Origin of the sequence: Polynucleobacter necessarius (assembly GCF_900095195.1) — a bacterium.
Classification (GTDB): domain Bacteria; phylum Pseudomonadota; class Gammaproteobacteria; order Burkholderiales; family Burkholderiaceae; genus Polynucleobacter; species Polynucleobacter necessarius_G.
Genome location: NZ_LT606950.1, coordinates 1,135,584 through 1,153,587 on the forward strand (window position 1 = coordinate 1,135,584; position 18,004 = coordinate 1,153,587).

At 45.9% G+C, this 18,004-nt stretch carries 20 protein-coding genes and 8 pseudogenes; 4 read left to right on the plus strand and 24 right to left on the minus strand.

Going from position 1 to position 18,004, the window contains the following annotated elements:
• The 15 genes and pseudogenes from ccmI to BQ1619_RS10720 all read right to left on the minus strand — a co-directional run bounded on the left by ccmI (position 1) and on the right by BQ1619_RS10720 (position 9,577).
• Positions 1-1,197, minus strand: coding sequence for a c-type cytochrome biogenesis protein CcmI (gene ccmI / locus BQ1619_RS06405; protein ID WP_114662925.1), 1,197 nt, complete (start codon positions 1,195-1,197; stop codon positions 1-3).
• Entirely contained in the window at positions 1,190-1,675 is a 486-nt protein-coding gene (locus BQ1619_RS06410; protein WP_174222101.1) for a cytochrome c-type biogenesis protein, read from the minus strand. The genes ccmI and BQ1619_RS06410 overlap by 8 nt, the downstream gene beginning before the upstream one ends.
• Entirely contained in the window at positions 1,672-2,202 is a 531-nt protein-coding gene (locus BQ1619_RS06415; protein WP_114662929.1) for a DsbE family thiol:disulfide interchange protein, read from the minus strand. The genes BQ1619_RS06410 and BQ1619_RS06415 overlap by 4 nt, the downstream gene beginning before the upstream one ends.
• Entirely contained in the window at positions 2,199-4,118 is a 1,920-nt protein-coding gene (locus BQ1619_RS06420; RefSeq protein WP_114662930.1) for a heme lyase CcmF/NrfE family subunit, read from the minus strand. Before BQ1619_RS06420 ends, BQ1619_RS06415 begins: the two co-directional genes overlap by 4 nt.
• A pseudogene (gene ccmE / locus BQ1619_RS06425) lies at positions 4,115-4,548 on the minus strand (cytochrome c maturation protein CcmE). Before ccmE ends, BQ1619_RS06420 begins: the two are co-directional and overlap by 4 nt.
• Positions 4,532-4,765, minus strand: a complete 234-nt coding sequence (gene ccmD / locus BQ1619_RS06430; protein ID WP_231968566.1) for a heme exporter protein CcmD — start codon at positions 4,763-4,765, stop codon at positions 4,532-4,534. Before ccmD ends, ccmE begins: the two are co-directional and overlap by 17 nt.
• Complete coding sequence (gene ccmC, locus BQ1619_RS06435; RefSeq protein WP_114662933.1) at positions 4,732-5,502, minus strand: heme ABC transporter permease CcmC; 771 nt, start codon at positions 5,500-5,502, stop codon at positions 4,732-4,734. Before ccmC ends, ccmD begins: the two co-directional genes overlap by 34 nt.
• Positions 5,499-6,164 carry a heme exporter protein CcmB gene (gene ccmB, locus BQ1619_RS06440; protein WP_114662935.1) on the minus strand — a complete coding sequence of 222 codons (666 nt, stop codon included), beginning with the start codon at positions 6,162-6,164 and terminating at the stop codon, positions 5,499-5,501. Before ccmB ends, ccmC begins: the two co-directional genes overlap by 4 nt.
• Positions 6,161-6,808, minus strand: coding sequence for a cytochrome c biogenesis heme-transporting ATPase CcmA (gene ccmA / locus BQ1619_RS06445; protein WP_114662936.1), 648 nt, complete (start codon positions 6,806-6,808; stop codon positions 6,161-6,163). Before ccmA ends, ccmB begins: the two co-directional genes overlap by 4 nt.
• A gap of 202 nt (positions 6,809-7,010) precedes the next feature.
• Positions 7,011-7,403, minus strand: a pseudogene (locus BQ1619_RS06450) (flavodoxin family protein); the annotation flags it as partial.
• 8 nt (positions 7,404-7,411) lie between these two features.
• Positions 7,412-7,789 (minus strand): MBL fold metallo-hydrolase, encoded by a 378-nt coding sequence (locus BQ1619_RS10345; protein WP_269460086.1) that lies wholly within the window; start codon positions 7,787-7,789, stop codon positions 7,412-7,414.
• Entirely contained in the window at positions 7,734-8,270 is a 537-nt protein-coding gene (locus BQ1619_RS10350) for an MBL fold metallo-hydrolase (RefSeq protein ID WP_269460087.1), read from the minus strand. The genes BQ1619_RS10345 and BQ1619_RS10350 overlap by 56 nt, the downstream gene beginning before the upstream one ends.
• A gap of 41 nt (positions 8,271-8,311) precedes the next feature.
• On the minus strand, positions 8,312-8,722 hold the full coding sequence (locus tag BQ1619_RS06460; protein ID WP_114662938.1) for a carboxypeptidase regulatory-like domain-containing protein: 411 nt from the start codon (positions 8,720-8,722) through the stop codon (positions 8,312-8,314).
• Positions 8,723-8,890: 168 nt separating this feature from the next.
• Entirely contained in the window at positions 8,891-9,205 is a 315-nt protein-coding gene (locus BQ1619_RS10715; RefSeq protein WP_415066273.1) for a zinc-binding dehydrogenase, read from the minus strand.
• Between the two features lie 87 nt (positions 9,206-9,292).
• The gene (locus BQ1619_RS10720) at positions 9,293-9,577 is read right to left on the minus strand and encodes an MDR/zinc-dependent alcohol dehydrogenase-like family protein (RefSeq protein WP_415066117.1); all 285 of its coding nucleotides are present in this window, start codon (positions 9,575-9,577) and stop codon (positions 9,293-9,295) included.
• Positions 9,578-9,766: 189 nt separating this feature from the next.
• Between BQ1619_RS10720 and BQ1619_RS06470 the strand changes: the two are divergent.
• Positions 9,767-10,665 (plus strand): annotated as a pseudogene (locus BQ1619_RS06470) (histone deacetylase family protein).
• A gap of 213 nt (positions 10,666-10,878) precedes the next feature.
• On the opposite strand, the gene BQ1619_RS06475 reads toward BQ1619_RS06470, so the two are convergent.
• The 3 genes from BQ1619_RS06475 to BQ1619_RS10000 all read right to left on the minus strand — a co-directional run bounded on the left by BQ1619_RS06475 (position 10,879) and on the right by BQ1619_RS10000 (position 12,009).
• The gene (locus tag BQ1619_RS06475) at positions 10,879-11,235 is read right to left on the minus strand and encodes a phasin family protein (protein ID WP_231968567.1); all 357 of its coding nucleotides are present in this window, start codon (positions 11,233-11,235) and stop codon (positions 10,879-10,881) included.
• Positions 11,236-11,358: 123 nt separating this feature from the next.
• Positions 11,359-11,760 carry a lipid-binding SYLF domain-containing protein gene (locus BQ1619_RS09995; RefSeq protein WP_231968568.1) on the minus strand — a complete coding sequence of 134 codons (402 nt, stop codon included), beginning with the start codon at positions 11,758-11,760 and terminating at the stop codon, positions 11,359-11,361.
• On the minus strand, positions 11,761-12,009 hold the full coding sequence (locus BQ1619_RS10000) for a hypothetical protein (protein ID WP_231968569.1): 249 nt from the start codon (positions 12,007-12,009) through the stop codon (positions 11,761-11,763).
• Between the two features lie 220 nt (positions 12,010-12,229).
• On the opposite strand from BQ1619_RS10000, the gene ahpC reads away from it, so the two are divergent.
• Positions 12,230-12,793 (plus strand): alkyl hydroperoxide reductase subunit C, encoded by a 564-nt coding sequence (gene ahpC / locus BQ1619_RS06485; RefSeq protein WP_114662940.1) that lies wholly within the window; start codon positions 12,230-12,232, stop codon positions 12,791-12,793.
• Positions 12,794-12,895: 102 nt separating this feature from the next.
• Positions 12,896-14,476 (plus strand): annotated as a pseudogene (ahpF, locus tag BQ1619_RS06490) (alkyl hydroperoxide reductase subunit F).
• A gap of 88 nt (positions 14,477-14,564) precedes the next feature.
• Here ahpF and BQ1619_RS06495 read toward each other — a convergent pair.
• Both BQ1619_RS06495 and BQ1619_RS06500 read right to left on the minus strand, forming a co-directional pair.
• A pseudogene (locus BQ1619_RS06495) lies at positions 14,565-15,112 on the minus strand (DUF3833 domain-containing protein).
• A complete protein-coding gene (locus tag BQ1619_RS06500) occupies positions 15,109-15,498 on the minus strand; it encodes a chalcone isomerase family protein (RefSeq protein ID WP_331851900.1) in 390 nt (129 codons plus the stop codon). Before BQ1619_RS06500 ends, BQ1619_RS06495 begins: the two are co-directional and overlap by 4 nt.
• Here BQ1619_RS06500 and BQ1619_RS06505 point away from each other — a divergent pair.
• Positions 15,440-15,961, plus strand: a pseudogene (locus BQ1619_RS06505) (SDR family oxidoreductase); the annotation flags it as partial. The gene BQ1619_RS06500 and the pseudogene BQ1619_RS06505 sit on opposite strands and share 59 nt — an antisense overlap.
• Here the strand turns inward: BQ1619_RS06505 and BQ1619_RS06510 are convergent.
• From BQ1619_RS06510 to BQ1619_RS08725, 4 genes and pseudogenes are all read right to left on the minus strand, one after another.
• The gene (locus BQ1619_RS06510) at positions 15,958-16,350 is read right to left on the minus strand and encodes a VOC family protein (RefSeq protein ID WP_114663561.1); all 393 of its coding nucleotides are present in this window, start codon (positions 16,348-16,350) and stop codon (positions 15,958-15,960) included. The pseudogene BQ1619_RS06505 and the gene BQ1619_RS06510 sit on opposite strands and share 4 nt — an antisense overlap.
• 7 nt (positions 16,351-16,357) lie before the next feature.
• Positions 16,358-17,283, minus strand: a pseudogene (locus BQ1619_RS06515) (hydroxymethylglutaryl-CoA lyase).
• Between the two features lie 2 nt (positions 17,284-17,285).
• Positions 17,286-17,875: pseudogene (locus BQ1619_RS06520) on the minus strand (dihydroxy-acid dehydratase domain-containing protein); the annotation flags it as partial.
• Positions 17,773-17,988, minus strand: coding sequence for a hypothetical protein (locus BQ1619_RS08725; protein ID WP_162784615.1), 216 nt, complete (start codon positions 17,986-17,988; stop codon positions 17,773-17,775). The pseudogene BQ1619_RS06520 and the gene BQ1619_RS08725, both read right to left, overlap by 103 nt.
• Positions 17,989-18,004 lie beyond the last annotated feature (16 nt).

The window sequence follows — 18,004 nt, forward strand, 5'->3', positions numbered from 1 at the left end:
TTACCGAACTTGGTTTACCAAAAGCTTCACTTGCGTCGCGCCAACCTGAACAGTTTGCATCGCAGATAAAAGGTCACCCACTTCCGCTTTTACCATACCTGTTTTGGATATTCTAGCTTCAATGGTCACTTCTGACAGCTTAGATATCAGATTGTTTGGATTCATCGCTAAAGCATCTGTCAGATTAAAACGTACCGGAAAATCCGTTGCGGGAACTTTTAATACTGCCACGGGCATCCGCTCGCCAGGCTGACGTGCAATAACCATCAACACATCACCTGGATGGATTTTAGATTTCAGATCGGATGACAGCTCAATGGTCCCACCAACACTCTTACCTAAAGGCATGGGGTTGACCGAGGAAGGGGGAGAACTTAAGCCACTTTTTGATTTCGCCTCTGCAATCGAACCCTCGATAGCACGAGCTTCCTCAGAGTTTGGCGGCAATTGTTGTGCAATTTTTTGCCAATTCTGCACCGCAGATTTGTAATTACCACCATTAAATGCTGCTGAGCCCGATAACCAGAGAGCCAATAAATTATTGGGGTCTAATTTCAGTGCTTGGTTTATCAACTGAAGCGGCTTACCTGAAAAATTACCATTCGCAACCGCAACCAAAGCATCTGCGTACTCAGCCAATAACTCTGGGGCATTATCGATAAATGTTCCAGCACGGCTATAGGCATTTGCAGCATCTGCGTAGCGCCCCAAAATTCGATAAGAACGGCCCAGCATTGCCCAACCCTGAAGGTTACTTGGGTCTTTCTCCATCTTTTGCGCAAAGTCAGACATCATCTGCTCAACGCCCGCCTGGGTCATCGGCTGTTGCTGTTTCTGTTGTGCAACGCGCGCAATATCACCCAAGTAAAAGTAAAGACCAGAGGATAGAAGAACTATAAAAATAGACAAGCCAATGATCACTTTTTTGGTTGAACCCATCACTGCTTTATCGTCTTCCTCATTCGTGTCTTGAAAAAGTCGTTGTCGCATTTCGGAGCGACTCATTTCGTACTCTTGAACATTAATTCTACCTGCGGCATGCTCAGCAGCCAACCTATCTAATTCATCACGATAAATCGCAGCATTCATCTGACGACGCGAAGTACCCCCTTCTTTGCCCAAGAAAATAAATGGTCTTAGCAATAAAACCAAAACCAAAACGAGCAATAGGAAGGCGGCAATGAAAAAACTAGCCATGCATTCCATCCCGCTCATTTTTATTGAGCATATTCAATAAGGCATCTATTTTTTGATTATCTTCAGCACTTAAGGTTTTAATTTGAGCAAGCGTGTTTCGGCGTCGCAAATATGAAAACAGAAAAGCAATTCCAATCAGCAGTATTACGAAGGGTCCGAGCCACAATAACCAAGTAATGGGCTTCACTGGTGGTCGATAGAGTACGAAATCCCCATAGCGTTCCACCATAAAAGCGCGAATTTGATCATCGCTCTTTCCCTCTTTAATCAGCTTCCGAATTTCTCTACGCAGATCATTCGCCAAATCTGACCGAGAGCCCGCTAAAGACTCATTTTGACAAACTAAGCAACGCATTTCTTCAGAGATACTAATTAAACGCTGCTCTGTTATTGGATCATCTACCAGTGGAGCGGCATCTTTTGCAAAAGCCGTATGCATGCAAAGTACAGAGGCAAGCGCTATCAAAATGCGTTTCATGATTTTTTAAGCTCTGACAACATTGGATAGATCTTTTGATTCAAAATCTCTAGCGTAATGGGGCCAATATGCTTGAACCGAATCACTCCAGTTTGATCAATCACATAGGTTTCGGGGACCCCATAAACACCATAATCGATACCTACGCGCCTATTTTCATCAAACGCGGAGAGCACATAAGGATTGCCTTGTCTATTTAGCATTGCTAGCGCATCTTCGCGCTTATCCTTGTAGTCCAAACCAATTAACGGTGCCTGCCCTGATTTGGCTAATTCAACCAATACCGGGTGCTCCTCACGGCATGCCACACACCAAGAAGCCCAAACATTCAAAATCCAAACCTGGCCTTTCATGCTGGCAGGCGAGAATGTTTTATTCGCTTGAGCCAACTGCGGAACCTCAAATGCTGGAGCAGCCTTATTAATCAGCGGTGAGGGCACTTCACGAGGGTCGCGATTGAGGCCAACAGCCAAAAAGCTAACCAACACTACAAACAGCACCAAGGGAATTAAAAATTTGGCTTTCATGAAACCGCCTTCTTTAATTTCATCCGATAACGCTTATCGGAAATAGCCAGAATACCGCCCAAAGCCATGAACAAACATCCGCCCCAAATCCAATCAACGAAGGGTTTGTAATAGACCCTGACTGCCCATGATCGATCGCCAAGCTCTTCACCGAGCGATACATAGATATCACGAGTCAATCCAGCATCAATTGCAGCCTCTGTCATCGGCATCGTCGATGAAAAATAGTTACGCTTTTCTGGGTAAAGAGTCGCTTGAGCATTGCCATTTTTCAACAATAAAAATGTGCCACGCATAGCTTCATAGTTCGGGCCTGGAACCTTAGAAACATCAATCAACTTGATTTGATACCCACCAACATTAACGGTGTCACCCGCAAGCATGCGCACATCTTTTTCTTCTTGGTAAGCGCCAACCATAGTAATGCCAATAACAAAAATGGCTATACCAAGATGAGCAAATTGCATACCCATAAATGAGCGGGTAGGTTTACCCTGCTTTACTTGTCGAAGAATTTGCAAGCATCCTGAGACAATGATCCAAAATGCTAATAAGAAACTTAATCCGGCCAGCCAAGTAAATTGCCCCATGATGAGCGGTATTGCGATTCCAGCGACCGCGGCTATAAAACCAGCGAGCCATAAGCGCTTGATGACAGAGCCTAAATCCGTATTTTTCCATTGGGCCAATGGACCTATCCCCATTAGCATTAAAAGCGGAACCATGATCGGAACAAACACACTATTAAAGTAAGGTGGCCCTACAGAAATTTTGCCAAGATGCAATGCGTCAATCAGTAGCGGGTAGAGAGTGCCCAGCAATACTGAACCCGCCGATACCACCAAGAAAACATTACCGAGCAAAATGAATATCTCTCTGGAACTTAAACTAAATTTACCCCCCAAGGTATTTTTGGGTGCGCGCCACGCATAGAGAACCAGCGAAGAACCCACAACAATTGTTAGCAAAATTAAGATAAAAATGCCGCGCCTGGGATCGGTAGCAAACGCATGTACTGAGGTCAACACACCAGAACGAACCAGAAATGTTCCCAATAAGGAAAAGGAGAACGCGGTAATCGCCAGCAAAACTGTCCAGCTTTTAAAGCCACCGCGCTTTTCAGTAACCGCCAAAGAATGTAGCAATGCCGTTCCGACCAACCAAGGAATGAACGAGGCATTTTCTACGGGGTCCCAAAACCACCAACCGCCCCAACCGAGTTCGCAATAAGCCCACCATGAGCCCAATGCGATACCGAGCGTTAAGAAAATCCAAGCGGCCGTAGTCCAAGGTCGCGACCAACGCGCCCAAGCAGCATCCAATCGCCCCGACAATAAGGAGGCGATAGCGAACGCAAACGCAACTGAGAAACCGACGTAACCCATATACAACATCGGCGGATGAAAAACCAATCCAGGATCTTGTAATAAAGGATTTAGTGATCGACCATCTTGAGCGGCCGGCAAAAGACGCTCAAACGGATTGGAAGTTGTTAAGATAAACAACAGCAGACCGTTAGTAACCAACCCGAGAACACCAATCACTCGGGCAACCATAAATTCATCTAATGCCTTGGAGAGTTGAGCAACCAGAATCGTCCAGGTGCTCAATAAGAAAATCCAGAGCAAGAGCGATCCCTCATGACCACCCCACACTGCACCCAAGCGATAAATTACTGGCAACTGCGAATTGGAGTGCTCGGCAACATAAAGGACTGAGAAATCATTAACGTAAAAACTCCACGCCAAAATGACAAATGCAAGCGCAATCAGCAAAAAAGAAACTTGGGCGGTTGGCCTTGCGATCACCAACAATTCACGACGACCATAATGCGCGCCGAGTAATGGCAATACCCCTTGAATCAATGCAATACAAAATGCCAATATCAGGGCGTAATGACCAAACTCAGGAATCATTTACCACTTTCATTTTTTGAGCTTACTCAAAAGCATGTTTCGCCTCAGGTGGCATGTAATTTTCATCGTGCTTAGCAAGAACTTCACTTGCTGTAAATTCACCGTTAGCATTCAAGCGTCCCTGAATAACTGCGCCCTTACCTTCCTTAAATAAGTCAGGCAAGATACCGGTATAAGAAACGGGAATGTCTTTTACAAGGTCGGTAATCACAAAATGTACGGTTAATCCATCGCGCTTTAATGAGCCATCTTTCACCATACCGCCAATTCGAAATGCCTGCCCCTGAGGTGCTTTACCAGCAGCCACGTCACTTGGCGTGACGTAAAGTGCAATATTGCTATTTAATGCATTCAGAATTAACGTTGCGGCAACCCCAATCACCACTAGGGCAGCAACAATAATCAATGCACGCTTATGTCTTGGCTTCACGGCTACTTTCCACATCAAACTGCTCAGCGATACGCTCTTGCTTTATTCTCTGAATAATCACTTTGTTGCGCATTCGTATGCTCAAAGGCTCAATCAATAAAACGAGTGCACAAACACCAAAACTGCTCCACACATAAAGTGCGTAGCCACCCATTGCAAAAAACTCTGCAGGACTATTCCACATCAGTTCTTTACCTCGTCCAATTGTCTCACCCAATCCGTATGTCCTTCACGCTCCAAAATAATGGTGCGTACTCGCATCAATCCGACTGCAATCGAATACATCCAGAAGCACAGGGCCATTAATAACATTCCTAGCAACATGGTCTGTGCCATAGCCGGTGCTTTTGTCAGCGATACGGAGGCGCCTTGATGGAGCGTATTCCACCATTTCACCGAGAAATAAATAATGGGCACATTCACGACGCCCACTAAAGCCAAAATAGCACCCGCCTTATCAGTACGACGTGGATTATCAATGGATGATTGGAGTGCGATAAATCCCAAGTAGAGAAACAGCAGAATGAGTTCGGAGGTAAGGCGCGCGTCCCATACCCACCAAGCGCCCCACATGGGCTTACCCCAAAACGCACCCGTCCATAGGGAAAGGAATGCCATCCATGCGCCAATCGGCGCTAGTGCCTGCGCCGTCATGGCCGATAATCGAGTGTTAAACACTAACCCAAAGCCCGCCCACATCGCCATCACCAAATAAATAAACATCGACATCCAAGATGCAGGCACGTGAATAAAGATAATGCGATAACCCTGTGCTTGAACAGCATCCACCGGGGCAACAAAAAAACTTACCCATAGGCCAGCAATACCGAAGGCAGCTGCCAACACCCAAAAAACAGGGATGAGTTTGCCCGCTACTGGATAAAAGGTGCTTGGGCTGGATAATTTAAACCAATTCACCGAACGATTTTTTGAAAATGTATTGTTATCTGTCATTCAATCGCAATCTTTACTGCCTGGGCACTGACCCAGGGTACAAATGCTAAAGCCAAAATCAATAAAGCGCCCAATACAGAAAAATGGCCACTGGCATCTAAACCCACACTAGTCGCGTACACTGCGCCTGCTCCAAAAATCAATACGGGAATATACAAAGGTAGTATTAATAAGCTTATCAACACGCTACCCCCGCGAACACCTAAAGTTAAGGCAGCGCCTATTGAACCCAGCAGCGATAAAACAGGTGTTCCCAATAACAAGGTTCCCATCAGCACATTCATAGCACTGCCATCTAAATCAAATTGAATGCCAATAATGGGTGCCAGTATGACTAGCGGAAGTCCACACACAATCCAGTGAGCAATGATTTTCCCAGCAATTAATAGTACGAAGGGTTGCGGCGATAGAAGCAACTGCTCTAGGGTGCCATCGGCGTAATCCGCAGCGAACATGCGATGCAACCCCAATAAAGTAGCTAGTAGAGCCGACACCCAAATGACTCCGGGGGCGATCTTACGTAGTAAAGCTGCGTCAGCTCCAATGCCAAGTGGAAACAAACTCGTTACGACAATAAAGAAAAATAAGGCAGTAAGCACTTCGCTCTTGCGGCGCATCACCAAGAGGAGATCTCGCTGAATCACAGCAAATAAAGCGCTCATAGATCCAGTTCTCGTAAGCCAGGCAGGTCAACAGGCTGATGGCTCGTCAATATCACCATACCTCCAACGGCAAGATGTCCCTCAATCAGCCCCTCTAACTCAGCAGAGGCATGAACATCCAATGCATTAAAAGGCTCATCCAAAATCCAAAGACGCGCACCACGTATCAACATACGCGCCATTAACACACGCCGTTTCTGCCCAGCAGATAAACAATGCACCGGCAAATACTCACGGCCACGCAAACCAAAACGTACTAAAGCAGCGATAGTAACCTCAAGAGGAAGTTGCACATCATCAATCGCCGCATACATTTGTAAATTCTCTAAAGCCGTTAACTCTTCTTTCAATGCATCGCGATGCCCCAAGAACAACAGCTCGCGATGATATGCCTTGATATCGGAAGAAATGGGTTGCTTACCCCAATGAATAGTGCCAAACTCCGGTTTCGATAGGCCAGACAAAAGACGTAACAGGCTTGTTTTACCAACTCCATTCTCGCCTCGCACATGCAAGCACTCGCCTGCATTAACCTCGAGATTCAAACCAGAAAATAAAGTGCGCTCGCCTCGCGCACAATTGAGTGCTTGAGCTTCAAGCTTTTGGCTGATCGGACTAAAGGAGGGAGAAATAGGGCTTGTCATCGGTGTTTTGGCATGAATCTAACCGCCAAACGCATTGGCCAAGAGCCCCCGAGGACTGTCAAACCAACGAAACCGGTTTTTTGAGAATATTCTCTTTAAATTCAATTGCTTACGAAATTATAGACCAGACGCTGACCAAACAAAAAAACCACCCGAAGGTGGTTTTCATGGACTTACTGCCCGCCTGGGAAATCTGACCACACTATTTGAGGTGGTTTGTGATTTCTGCAATACGTTGACCATACAGTCTGGCGGTCTCAAGGTCTCCGGGATTCACTTCATCCGCACTAGCATCAGATGGTGTTGTCATCATGGCACCCGAAGAGGATCCAACGTAATTCACATCGTCGCGTTTGGCGGTTTTTGAATTAGACGGCATTAAACCCGTTCCAACCCACAAGCCCGAATGTTGCATAGCCAGGGTGAAGAAATAATGCAAGGTGGAATGTTTATCGCCATTCATGGTTGCAGAATTAGTCAATCCGCCAAATACCTTATCTTTCCATTGCTGAGTAAACCATTGTTTTGAATTTGCATCAGCAAATTTTTTAAATTGCCCACTTACCGTTCCCATATACGTTGGTGAGCCAAACACAAATACCATCAAAACTGAACAACTTCCCCCTCGGTCATTGGGATGACCTTGATATTGCTACCCTTCATTGCCGCCTGGAATTCTGCCAAAGTACCTTTAGCCATTGGATTTGAGTTGTAGTGCATTGGGATCACCATCCTCGGCTTAATCCAAGTTTTCAATGCAAATGCCGCATCATCTGGAGCCATTGTGAAGTTGCCACCAATAGGAATTAATACCAAGTCTGGTTTGTAGTGTTCGCTGATAAATTTCATATCACTGAACAGGCCGGTGTCACCCATGTGCCAAATCTTGAAACTATTTTCCAACTCAATGATGTAACCCATCGCCTCACCGGCAGGATGAGCTTCCATTTTTTCTGTCGCAGGGTTTTTCCATACTAACAATGAGGAGTGCTCTGCTTGAACAGCAGTAACCTTGATACCAAGGCAGCGGGTTTACGCGACCTGTTTTGTTAAATCGCCAACCCAGATCGGCAGGCAAGATACCTAAAGTTGTTAACGGGGTCACCATGTCTGCAGGGCCATAGAGCTTAATGTTGTTGGACTTGGCAACAGTTGGTGCATCACCAATATGATCAGCATGTGCATGGGTTACCAAAAGGAGATCAATTGGGCCAATCGTGGTCAAGTCATTTTTGTATTGCGGTGGAGTCTTAGGGCCACCAGTAATCCAAGGGTCAATCAAAGTCATCTTGCCCTCAGGGGATTTGATCCGAAAGCCATCCTGGCCAAACCACAGAAGCTCTGTTTTTCCTTTTGCAGTGGCTGCAGCTGTAGATTGCGCTGACACATAAGCGCTTGAGGTTGCTAGAAATGCAAAGGAAAATGCGTAACTAATAGCACTTCTTAAAAATGTAGATTTCATATCCCCGTCTCCTGTAATTTATCTATTTAGTTGAAAAACGATTACTTCCAAAATAGCGAAATTTTTTGCGATGAATTCGCTTTTACGCTAATGAACCGTTGTTGACTGACGCCTTGATAGCTAGCGTCAATCACATACTTACCCGCATCAAGATTGATGAGCATGTAGGGACCATCTGCCTGAGCGTCAAATAAAAGTTGCCTCTTCCCATTCAGAATTTTGATTCTGACACCAAAAATCCAGACGCCTCTACCATTTTCAATTTGAGATAGCTCAAGCAATAAAGGCCATTGCTTTGCCTCAGCCAGGATCGCAACCGTCTCTTCCTCTCCAACCCCACCAGAGATATACGAGATTCCATTCGAGTGTTGGGTAGACGGAATTTGCGCCCAAGTAACCGCACCCAGCAAGAGGCAGGCTGCGGCGATTGACCATTTAATAAGTTTTTTCATTACTTGATTCTACTTGTCATAGTGCCGATAAAAAAGCCCCGCATCGCAGGGCTTCTGGCAAAGAGCGGGAAGCATTATGGGATCAGCACAATCGCTCCGGAGACTTGTCTAGCCTCTACTGAACGGTGCGCATCAGCGGCTTGCTCCAAGGGGAACTTTGCTCCGATCTCAATTTACCCGCCCTTTTGCAATCGCCCCAAAGACAGCCTTGACATTCTCTTGCAAAAGAGTATGCGTTGCATTGTGCGGGAAAACCGAAGGTCTGGTTAGGAACAAGCAACCCTTCTTATTCAAAATTTCAGGCTGAATCTCTGGAGCTGGCCCTGAAGCCGCACCAAAAAGCGCAACCGTACCAAACGGAGCAGCGCACTCCAAAGAACCTAAGAAGGTATCTTTTGCTACAGAATCACAGACAACATTTGCTTTTTTCCCGCCAGTCGCTTTGATAACTTCCTCAACCCAATTGGGTTGCGAATAATCTATGACGGCATCGCAACCAGCAGCCTTCGCTGCGACAACCTTAGCTTAGGAGCCCACGGTACCCACCACAAACGCACCAAGCGCTTTTGCTCAGCTGGCCAATATCTGACCCACGCCTCCAGCAGCTGCATGAACCAATACGATATCGCCAGCTTTTACCTTGTATGTTTTTTGAACTAAATATTGTGCTGTCATCGCTTTGAAGAAAGCGGCTGCCGCTACTTCATCAGAAATATTGCTAGGTACTGGGACAAATTTGTCTTCAGCAACATTGCGGGCACTTGCATATGCACCAATACCAGCATTCATGTACATGACGCGATCACCAATTTTTAAACCAGTAACACCTTCGCCTAGAGTATCAACTACGCCCACAGCCTCATGACCAAGTCCCGTTGAACTCTAAAGGGTAGACCCCAGAGCGTTGGTATATGTCGATGAAATTAAATCCAATTGCCGTTTGACGAAGCTGAACTTCACCCTTCGCTGGGGGTGGCAACTCTTCATCAACGATTTGGATACTAGAATGGTTGCATTCAATAAATCCGATTAATGGATAGGCCCTTGAAAGCGTTTTACTCTGATCATTTCGTTCTGCCGCTACCATCAGGGCATCGCTTTCCTATGGCAAAGTATTCACAACTGCGGGATTTGGTAGGCAAGCTTCCCAAGGTTGAGTTGCTTGAGGCCCCCCAGCCACGGATACCCAAATCCTGTTTGCTCACGATCCGAGTTATCTGCTGAAAGTCATTGAGGGCAAACTCAGTCCTGACGAACAAAAGGAAATTGGCTTTCCATGGAGTGAAAAAATGGTTGAACGGTCAAGACGCTCTGCCGGCGCAACAATCGCTGCTGCTAAAACGGCCATGCGAGAAGGTATCTCTGGAGATTTAGCAGGCGGCACGCACCATGCCTATCGCAATATTGGTAGTGGCTTCTGCGTATTTAATGACTCTGCAATTGCAGCGCGTAGCTTACAAAAAGAAATTAATGCCAAACTCAAGGTTGTTATTGTCGATCTCGATGTACACCAAGGCAACGGCACCGCGTCGATCCTGCAGCATGACTCCAGCATTTTTACGCTATCCATTCATGGCGAGAACGACTTTCCCTTTCAGAAAGAACATAGCGATCTCGATTTAGGTCTGGCTGATGGCTGTGATGACAAAACCTACCTAAAAGCACTAACAAATTCATTGGATCAACTGGAGTCACGTTTTCATCCAGACTTTGTTATTTACTTAGCGGGGGCAGATCCGCATGAGGGGGATCGCTTAGGTCGACTAAAAATCACTAAGGAGGGTATGAAATTGCGCGATGAAACAGTATTCCAATATGCGCTCGATCGACAGATCCCAGTAGCATTCTCCATGGCCGGCGGTTATGGCAAGGAAATGAAATCTACTGTTGAGATTCATTTCCAAACTATTCAGACCACCTTACATTTTCAAGGATGCTACTGAGGGCATGGTAACCTACCAAACCCTATCTCTTCTTAGAAGAGCTCTTACCAGACGTTAAATTTCCCACGCTTTCGACGCTTTTCTCAAAGTTCGCAAATGAATCTGCCATAGTAGCGCGAACTAATTCAAAATTTTGCAAAGCGTTATTAAACGATGTTTTAAAAATTGAGACGTAGGCTTCGCTACCCACTGGCGCGTTATCGGTCGCATCGTTTACAAAGTGGATAAATCCGCCTTTGAATCTTGAATCATGACTTCTGCAATATCGGATAACTCTTTATTGCCACTTTTTAATACATCGAGTAATTGCTGGTGATAATGCGCCACCTCTTTTGCGGCATCTTGAAGGACTTCTGCGTGCACATATTCAAATGCTGTCTTAGGGTCCTGAGTTTTCATGAGCTCGGAGACACGCTTCTGAATTAGCTCCGCAAAATCTTGAGCAGCTTTTTGATTGATTTGCGCAATGGCTTGAGCACTTCCCATAGCAACTCTACCAACCGCCCTGCTCGCATCTACTGCTTTTTGCTGATTATTAGATACAGACTCATTCAATGATTTTTTGCCCATAACAACCCCTTTCCAGATGAGATGTCGGGCTGGTATTGCCAGCCCCATGACATCAATCTACTCTCGTTATGAGGTGTTGCTATAGAGAAATACCAGTAGAGTCAAAATCATGACTCTACTGATTTATTTTGCAGGAGTGGATTTTTTGGGCAAGCTATTGAGAGTGCCCACAGCATTAAGCTGCTGATCCACTAAAAATAGTGCCCCGCCGTAATTTACTTGCAAGTCGTAGCCCGAGAGGCCAACGGTATAGAAGGTAATGCTGGGGTTAAATGAACGGATGGTTCCATCTGAACCCGCGGAGAAATTGGCTTCAACGTCTAGGCCGCCCTGCTCGCCATCAATTGAGGCCATCAAAAACTGATCGATTGCAGAGGTCGTTTTAAAGATGATGATTTGATATTGGGTCTGATAGCCTGCTCCTAAGCCTTCACCCGTTTTTACATCCTGCATAAAAACAGGCTCTTTTCGGCGCTTGTCATACAAAACACCTTCGCCACGTGCCACCCACCAATAAAACAGCATTCACATTGGTTGTATTAAAGACTGCGTACCAGCCGCTTTGTCGATTTCTTTTTTAACCTTGGGGGCCTGCTTAATCAATGCATCCAAACCGGTTTTGGCCATTTGAATAGTGGCTTCACGTTTTTGCATAATTTCTGCTTGCGTTAAGGGTTTGCCGTCTTTGCCGGTTGACTGACAGCCTGCTAGCACCAGAAGTACGCTGCCAAGAGCGACCGCAGTGCGAAGAAAAGTCATGAATATGGTGGTCATAAATGGGTTCTTTAGTGGCTACGTAAATTGTTCATTATGGTTATTTACCGTGATTATCCTGATTTCCAGCAGGCTCAGCATAATTATTGATTTTTTAGATTATTTACATCTAAATTATTCATTATACAAATAATTAGATAGTCCCTAGAATGGAATCCGTTGTCAAAACAATATTGAATAAATCAAATTCTATTAACCAACTTATTAGCGAAGGAGCACCATGTCCATCATTAACACTACCGTAGCCTCGTTTAAAACCGAAGCGTTCCATAACGGCAAATTTGTCACTGTTACCGATGAGAGCATCAAGGGTAAATGGTCCGTTTTCATTTTCATGCCAGCAGCATTCACATTTAACTGCCCAACCGAAATTGGAGACGCTGCTGATAACTATGCAGAATTCCAAAAGCTTGGCGCTGAAGTCTACATCGTGACAACCGATACACATTTCTCTCACAAAGTGTGGCACGAAACTTCACCAGCTGTTGGTAAGGCAAGGTTCCCATTGGTTGGCGATCCAACCCACACATTGACCAACGCATTTGGCGTACATATTCCAGAGGCTGGTTTGGCATTGCGTGGCACTTTTGTTATCAACCCAGAGGGCGTCATCAAAACTGCAGAAATTCACTCCAACGAAATCGCTCGTGACGTATCTGAAACATTGCGCAAACTCAAAGCTGCGCAATATACAGCCGCTCACCCAGGCGAAGTTTGCCCAGCAAAGTGGAAAGAAGGTGCTGCAACCTTAACCCCATCTTTGGACCTCGTAGGCAAGATCTAATAGATTCTCGCCTTACCCAATCAGACTCTCTTCGGAGAGTCTATTGGAGAAGACTGGATCCTGCCCAATAGACTCACAGAAATGAATGAAAAGGAAGTCATCATGTTAGATGCCAATATCAAAGCCCAATTAAAAACCTACTTCGAGAAAATCGTTTCACCTATTACGCTCACTGCAACATTGGATGAGAGTCCTGCCTCCGCCCAAATGCTCGAACTCTTAAATGAAGTGGCTGAGCGGTCAGACAAGATCACCGTTAAAACGGATGGAAATGCACAAAACGTACCAAGCTTTACTGTAAGCAAGAACGGCGAAGATTCATGCATTACGTTTGCTGGCTTGCTCATGGGCCATGAGATGACTTCGTTCATCTTAGCTATATTGCAAGCGAGCGGATATCCGCCTAGAATGGAACAGGGGATCATTGATCGCATACAAAAAAGTTGGATGGTAAGTTCCATTTTCAGACATTTATTTCTTTGTCTTGCCACAACTGCCCAGACGTTGTTCAAGCATTGAACCTAATGTCTGTCCTTAATCCAAATATTCAACATGAAATGATTGACGGCGCCCCCCTTCCAGGGCTTGGTTGATCAATATCAGATTATGGCTGTGCCAACCGTCATCCTGAATGGCGAATTTTGGCTCTGGTCGTATGAGTGTCGAGGAGATTATTGCCAAGTTAGATACTGGCAATACAGAAGAAGCTGCAAAGCTCAATGCCAAAGAGAGTTACGACATGTTGATTATCGGCGGCGGTCCAGCCGGTTCTGCGGCAGCAATCTATGCCGCTCGCAAAGGAATTCGCACGGGAATAGTGGCCGAGCGATTTGGTGGCCAAGTTATGGATACCTTGGGAATCGAAAACTTCATCTCTGTATCTCATACTGAATGGCCTAAGCTGGTTCAAGCATTGGAGCAGCACGTCAAAGACTACGAAGTAGACATCATGAATCTACAACGTGCTTAAGCCCTGCGTAAAACGAATAGCGGTATCGAGGTTGAAATAGCAAATGGCGGGGTATTAAAGAGCAAATCTGTCATCATCAGCACCGGTGCTCGTTGGAGAGAAATGAATGTTCCTGGTAAGCAAGAGTATCGCAACAAAGGAGAGTTGCCTATTGCCCACACTGCGATGGCCCTTTATTCAAGGGCAAGAGAGTCGCTGTGATTGGTGGTGGCAATTCTGGAGTAGAAGCTGCAATTGATTTAGCAGGCATTGTGAGTCATGTCACCCTGATCGAATTTGATAGCCATTTACGTGCGGACGCGGTGTTGCAATCAAAGTTATTTAGCCTGCCCAATGTCACGGTCATTAAGAGCGCATTAACCAAGGAGGTTTTAGGTGATGGCAGCAAAGTAAATGGCCTACGTTACGAGGATCGCACCACCAAAGCAGAGCACATAATTGAGCTTGAGGGAATCTTTGTCCAAATTGGCTTATTACCCAATACAGAATGGCTTAAAGACACCATCGATCTGTCGCCGCGTGGCGAGATCATTGTGGATGCAAAAGGCGAGACTTCTGTCCCTGGAATATTTGCCGCAGGCAACTGCACCACCGTACCCTACAAGCAAATTATTATTGCTATGGGCGAGGGTGCAAAAGCCTCACTCGGTGCATTTGATTACCCCATACGTCACTCGGTTCCGGAGGAAGAACCTAGCAAGATTGCTGCCTAATAAAACAGGAAAAGCAAACGTTATTGGAGCGCCCTAACGCTGCAATCAAGAACCCTAGAAAAATTTCTGGGGCTTTTGATTTCTCATGCTAGCGCTTATAAAAACTCAAAGTGACTTCGCCCAGATTAATACCAAATTTACTCATTTGGGCCTTATTGATTATCACTTTGGGGGTAACCAAATACATCCAATCGTCAAACTGCACATGGTAAATCGTGCCATCAACGGGAAGCGCTAAGGTATAAGCCCAATTGAGCGCATTACCTGCAGAGGCGCCATTAGATTCGCCCACGACATCATCCGCTTTCCCAATATATTTGCCGGGAGAAACCTCAGTCAATGTCCAGATACGCTTCTGCTTAGTGCCATCTGAATATTCAAAATTTCATCCAATGTACCAACTTTCTTGCCATCAATGGTTTTCCAATGGCATTGAATCAATACCGTGAACCGCTTGACAACCTCACCACTGCGATTGGTAAAGATTCCATAGGCATCAACCGTTCCAGAAAAATACTCACTCAAATCCAGAGCTGGTTTCTCATTGGCGTATTGCGATATGGTCGGACTCGAACATCCAAATAGCAGAATTGTCGATGCGAACAGTGTGATGAACTTAGCAATCAATTTACTCATGAACTACATACCTCTTGAAATATCGGTGGAGGGCAATGCATTCCCAACAATTGCTCTCGCAACTTTGGCGCACTGGTTTTAGGGTCTAACCAAATCCCAAAAAATGCCTTGGAAAAATCTGCTCCCGGAATTTGCGCAATAGCTTTACCATCGTAGTAGAACGTCGTTCCCTGCTTCGGAAGGTAGATTGCTGTAATGTTTTGACCAGGCTCAACATTGGGCAAAAATGAGGCTAATTCCTTGCCCCATATCTGAGCCTTGCTTTCGGGCACGCCCAATTTCTTCATCCCTTCGACTGTGCGTTCAGCAATAGCGTGTAAAGAAAAGTTTGGACGCATTGATGTGCTCTTTAATAATGCCGGTATAGGCGCGCCCGCAGTTCCCATGGAAGAGCTGACTTACGAACAATGGATGAATGTTGTCAATGCCAATTTATGTGGTGCATTTTTATGCTCACAAGAGGCGATGCAGATGATGAAAGCTCAATCCCCGCAAGGAGGTCGCATTATCAATAATGGTTCGATCTCTGCGCATGCACCTGGGCCAATGTCGGCACCCTACACCAGTACCAAGCATGCTATCTCAGGACTGACGAAATCGATTGCTTTAGATGGGCGGCCTTTCAATATTGCGTGCGGTCAAATTGGTATCGGCAACGCCGCTACTGAAATGACAGAACGTATGGCAGCCGGAATCATTCAAGCCGATCATTCCATCAAGGTTGAGCCCCGCATGGATGTGGATCATGTTGGTCAAGCGGTCCTGCACATGGCTCAGTTGCCACTCGAAAGCAATATTCTCAATATGACCATTATGGCTACAAAGATGCCATTTGTTGGTCGCGGTTAAAGCAGTTCGCTGATTTCGATTAAATTTTGATCGGGATCGCGAACATAGACTGAATTAATTTTTGCAGTCGCTCCCGTTCGAACGACAGGGCCCTCAACTATAGGCCAACGCTCCCGATCAAGAATGGCTATCACCTCGACTAGCGGGCGATCCGCGATAAAACAAAGATCCAATGATCCAGGCGTTGGAATGTTGGCCTTTGGCTCAAACTCCTTGCCTTTAATATGCAAGTTTATTTTTTGATTACCGAACTTAAAGGCTTTACGCTCTACCGGCGGAGTTCCACCAATAAAGGACTCAAGTTTCATTCCCAATACGCGAGTATAAAAATTAACGCAAGCCATCTCATCGGTTGTTGTTAATACCAAATGGTCTAAATGATCAATCATGTTCACCTCATCGAAGTTCATTAATCGAGGCTGGTGCTGGATGCAAATCACATGTTCGGCCTGCTTTAGCAACCTGCCCCGGAACAGCATGTCCAACAATAGTCGGCAACTCACGTGCCAATACCAACAATTTAGGGAGATCAATACCCGTGTCGTAACCCATTGCATCGAGCATATGAATCGCATCCTCACTGGAAATATTGCCGCTAGCGCCAGGTGCATACGGACAACCACCCAAACCGCCAAGCGAGCCATCAAACCGAACAATCCCTGCCTGCACAGCAGCCAACACATTGGCTAAGCCATACCTCTAGTATTGTGAAAATGCATTGTGAGCTGCGTTTGTGGAAATTTTTTCTGCAGCGATTCGGCAATACGTGTGACTTGGGCTGGGTTGGCCATGCCCGTGGTGTCACAAATGATCAGTCCTCGCACTCCCAAATTCACAAAACGTTGGGCAAACTGCTCCACCACTTCCTGCGAAACATCACCCTCCATCGGACATCCAAAACAAGTGGATAAGGAAACATTGATTGGCGCCCCACCATTGACATATTGAATAACTTCAGCCAAACCTGCAAAACTTTTTTCTCGTGTCATCCGAAGATTGGCAAGATTATGCGTTTCGGAAGTGGACATTACCAAATTGAACTCGTCTGCCTTTGACTCTAATGCGCGCTCTGCTCAGCGCAAATTGGGAACGAGAACGGTGTATTCAACGCCAGAAACTCGTCGTATTTTCCCCATGACTTCTTCCGCATCCCTCAGCATTGGAATAGCCTTTGGAGAGGTGAATGAAGCGACTTCAATTTTAGCAAAACCGCAGTCACTCAAACCATTAATCAGCCTAACCTTGTCTTCGGTAGGAATAAAGTTGGGCTCAATTTGAAAGCCGTCACGCGTTACTACGTCATTGAAATATATTCTAGTCATCATATTTTCTTATTGAGTAAATGCCACGCAACGGTCAAGGCATGGAGCTTTAAGAGTGGTTTAAGTTCACGCAGCAAGGTGATCATGCCGCCGGCATCATGGAAGTTCTCCATATAATGATCGCCTGATAGCTTAAGATCTAACAAGACAGGGGTTTCATCACCCATTTTGTCTAATGCATCGAGATCAATCTCTAGACCCATGCGACCCGCTATGGCAGCTAGGTGCACAATACCGTTAATAGCCAGTAAGACACGCATCGCATTCTCAAAAGCATCAGCAGTGAGAATCTTGTCAATCGTCAGACCATCCTTGGCCATCTGCACGGCCCTGGCGCCCGTCTCCTCTGCAACCCGAATACGATCAGCAGTCACTGCGGGCGGCGATGCACCACCTGGCACTGTCATTCCTAATGCTTCAGCAATACACGCCATCGTGCTGGCTGTTCCCATGACTGAACAGGTACCACACTGGCTACGAGTTGATCGTTCACTTCATCTTTTTCAACGTCATCAATTTCACCTGCGCGAAATTTTCCCCAATATCGACGACAGTCTGTACAGGCACCCACACGCTCAGAGCGATGTGATCCACATTATTTGCCCCTCCAACAAAAGAGCTATGAATTTGGCTATCGTTATAAGCAGTGGTTTGTGCCACTACATCAGCCAAGGCGCCCGTTGTTGATGGAGGCAACGGCGGCATTCTCCTAATAGCATCG

What these genes read in the sequence shown, in the direction of transcription:
- ahpC (WP_114662940.1), top strand. Translation starts at nt 12,230, where the DNA reads ATGTCCATCATTAACACTACCGTAGCCTCGTTTAAAACCGAAGCGTTC.
- BQ1619_RS10000 (WP_231968569.1), bottom strand. Translation starts at nt 12,009, where the DNA reads ATGACCACCATATTCATGACTTTTCTTCGCACTGCGGTCGCTCTTGGC.
- ccmI (WP_114662925.1), bottom strand. Translation starts at nt 1,197, where the DNA reads ATGGCTAGTTTTTTCATTGCCGCCTTCCTATTGCTCGTTTTGGTTTTG.
- ccmB (WP_114662935.1), bottom strand. Translation starts at nt 6,164, where the DNA reads ATGAGCGCTTTATTTGCTGTGATTCAGCGAGATCTCCTCTTGGTGATG.
- BQ1619_RS06420 (WP_114662930.1), bottom strand. Translation starts at nt 4,118, where the DNA reads ATGATTCCTGAGTTTGGTCATTACGCCCTGATATTGGCATTTTGTATT.
- BQ1619_RS06415 (WP_114662929.1), bottom strand. Translation starts at nt 2,202, where the DNA reads ATGAAAGCCAAATTTTTAATTCCCTTGGTGCTGTTTGTAGTGTTGGTT.
- BQ1619_RS06500 (WP_331851900.1), bottom strand. Translation starts at nt 15,498, where the DNA reads ATGGGAACTGCGGGCGCGCCTATACCGGCATTATTAAAGAGCACATCA.
- BQ1619_RS06410 (WP_174222101.1), bottom strand. Translation starts at nt 1,675, where the DNA reads ATGAAACGCATTTTGATAGCGCTTGCCTCTGTACTTTGCATGCATACG.
- BQ1619_RS06510 (WP_114663561.1), bottom strand. Translation starts at nt 16,350, where the DNA reads ATGATTGATCATTTAGACCATTTGGTATTAACAACAACCGATGAGATG.
- BQ1619_RS06475 (WP_231968567.1), bottom strand. Translation starts at nt 11,235, where the DNA reads ATGGGCAAAAAATCATTGAATGAGTCTGTATCTAATAATCAGCAAAAA.
- ccmC (WP_114662933.1), bottom strand. Translation starts at nt 5,502, where the DNA reads ATGACAGATAACAATACATTTTCAAAAAATCGTTCGGTGAATTGGTTT.
- BQ1619_RS06460 (WP_114662938.1), bottom strand. Translation starts at nt 8,722, where the DNA reads ATGAAAAAACTTATTAAATGGTCAATCGCCGCAGCCTGCCTCTTGCTG.
- BQ1619_RS09995 (WP_231968568.1), bottom strand. Translation starts at nt 11,760, where the DNA reads ATGCTGTTTTATTGGTGGGTGGCACGTGGCGAAGGTGTTTTGTATGAC.
- BQ1619_RS10350 (WP_269460087.1), bottom strand. Translation starts at nt 8,270, where the DNA reads ATGAAATCTACATTTTTAAGAAGTGCTATTAGTTACGCATTTTCCTTT.
- ccmA (WP_114662936.1), bottom strand. Translation starts at nt 6,808, where the DNA reads ATGACAAGCCCTATTTCTCCCTCCTTTAGTCCGATCAGCCAAAAGCTT.
- BQ1619_RS08725 (WP_162784615.1), bottom strand. Translation starts at nt 17,988, where the DNA reads ATGCCGCCGTTGCCTCCATCAACAACGGGCGCCTTGGCTGATGTAGTG.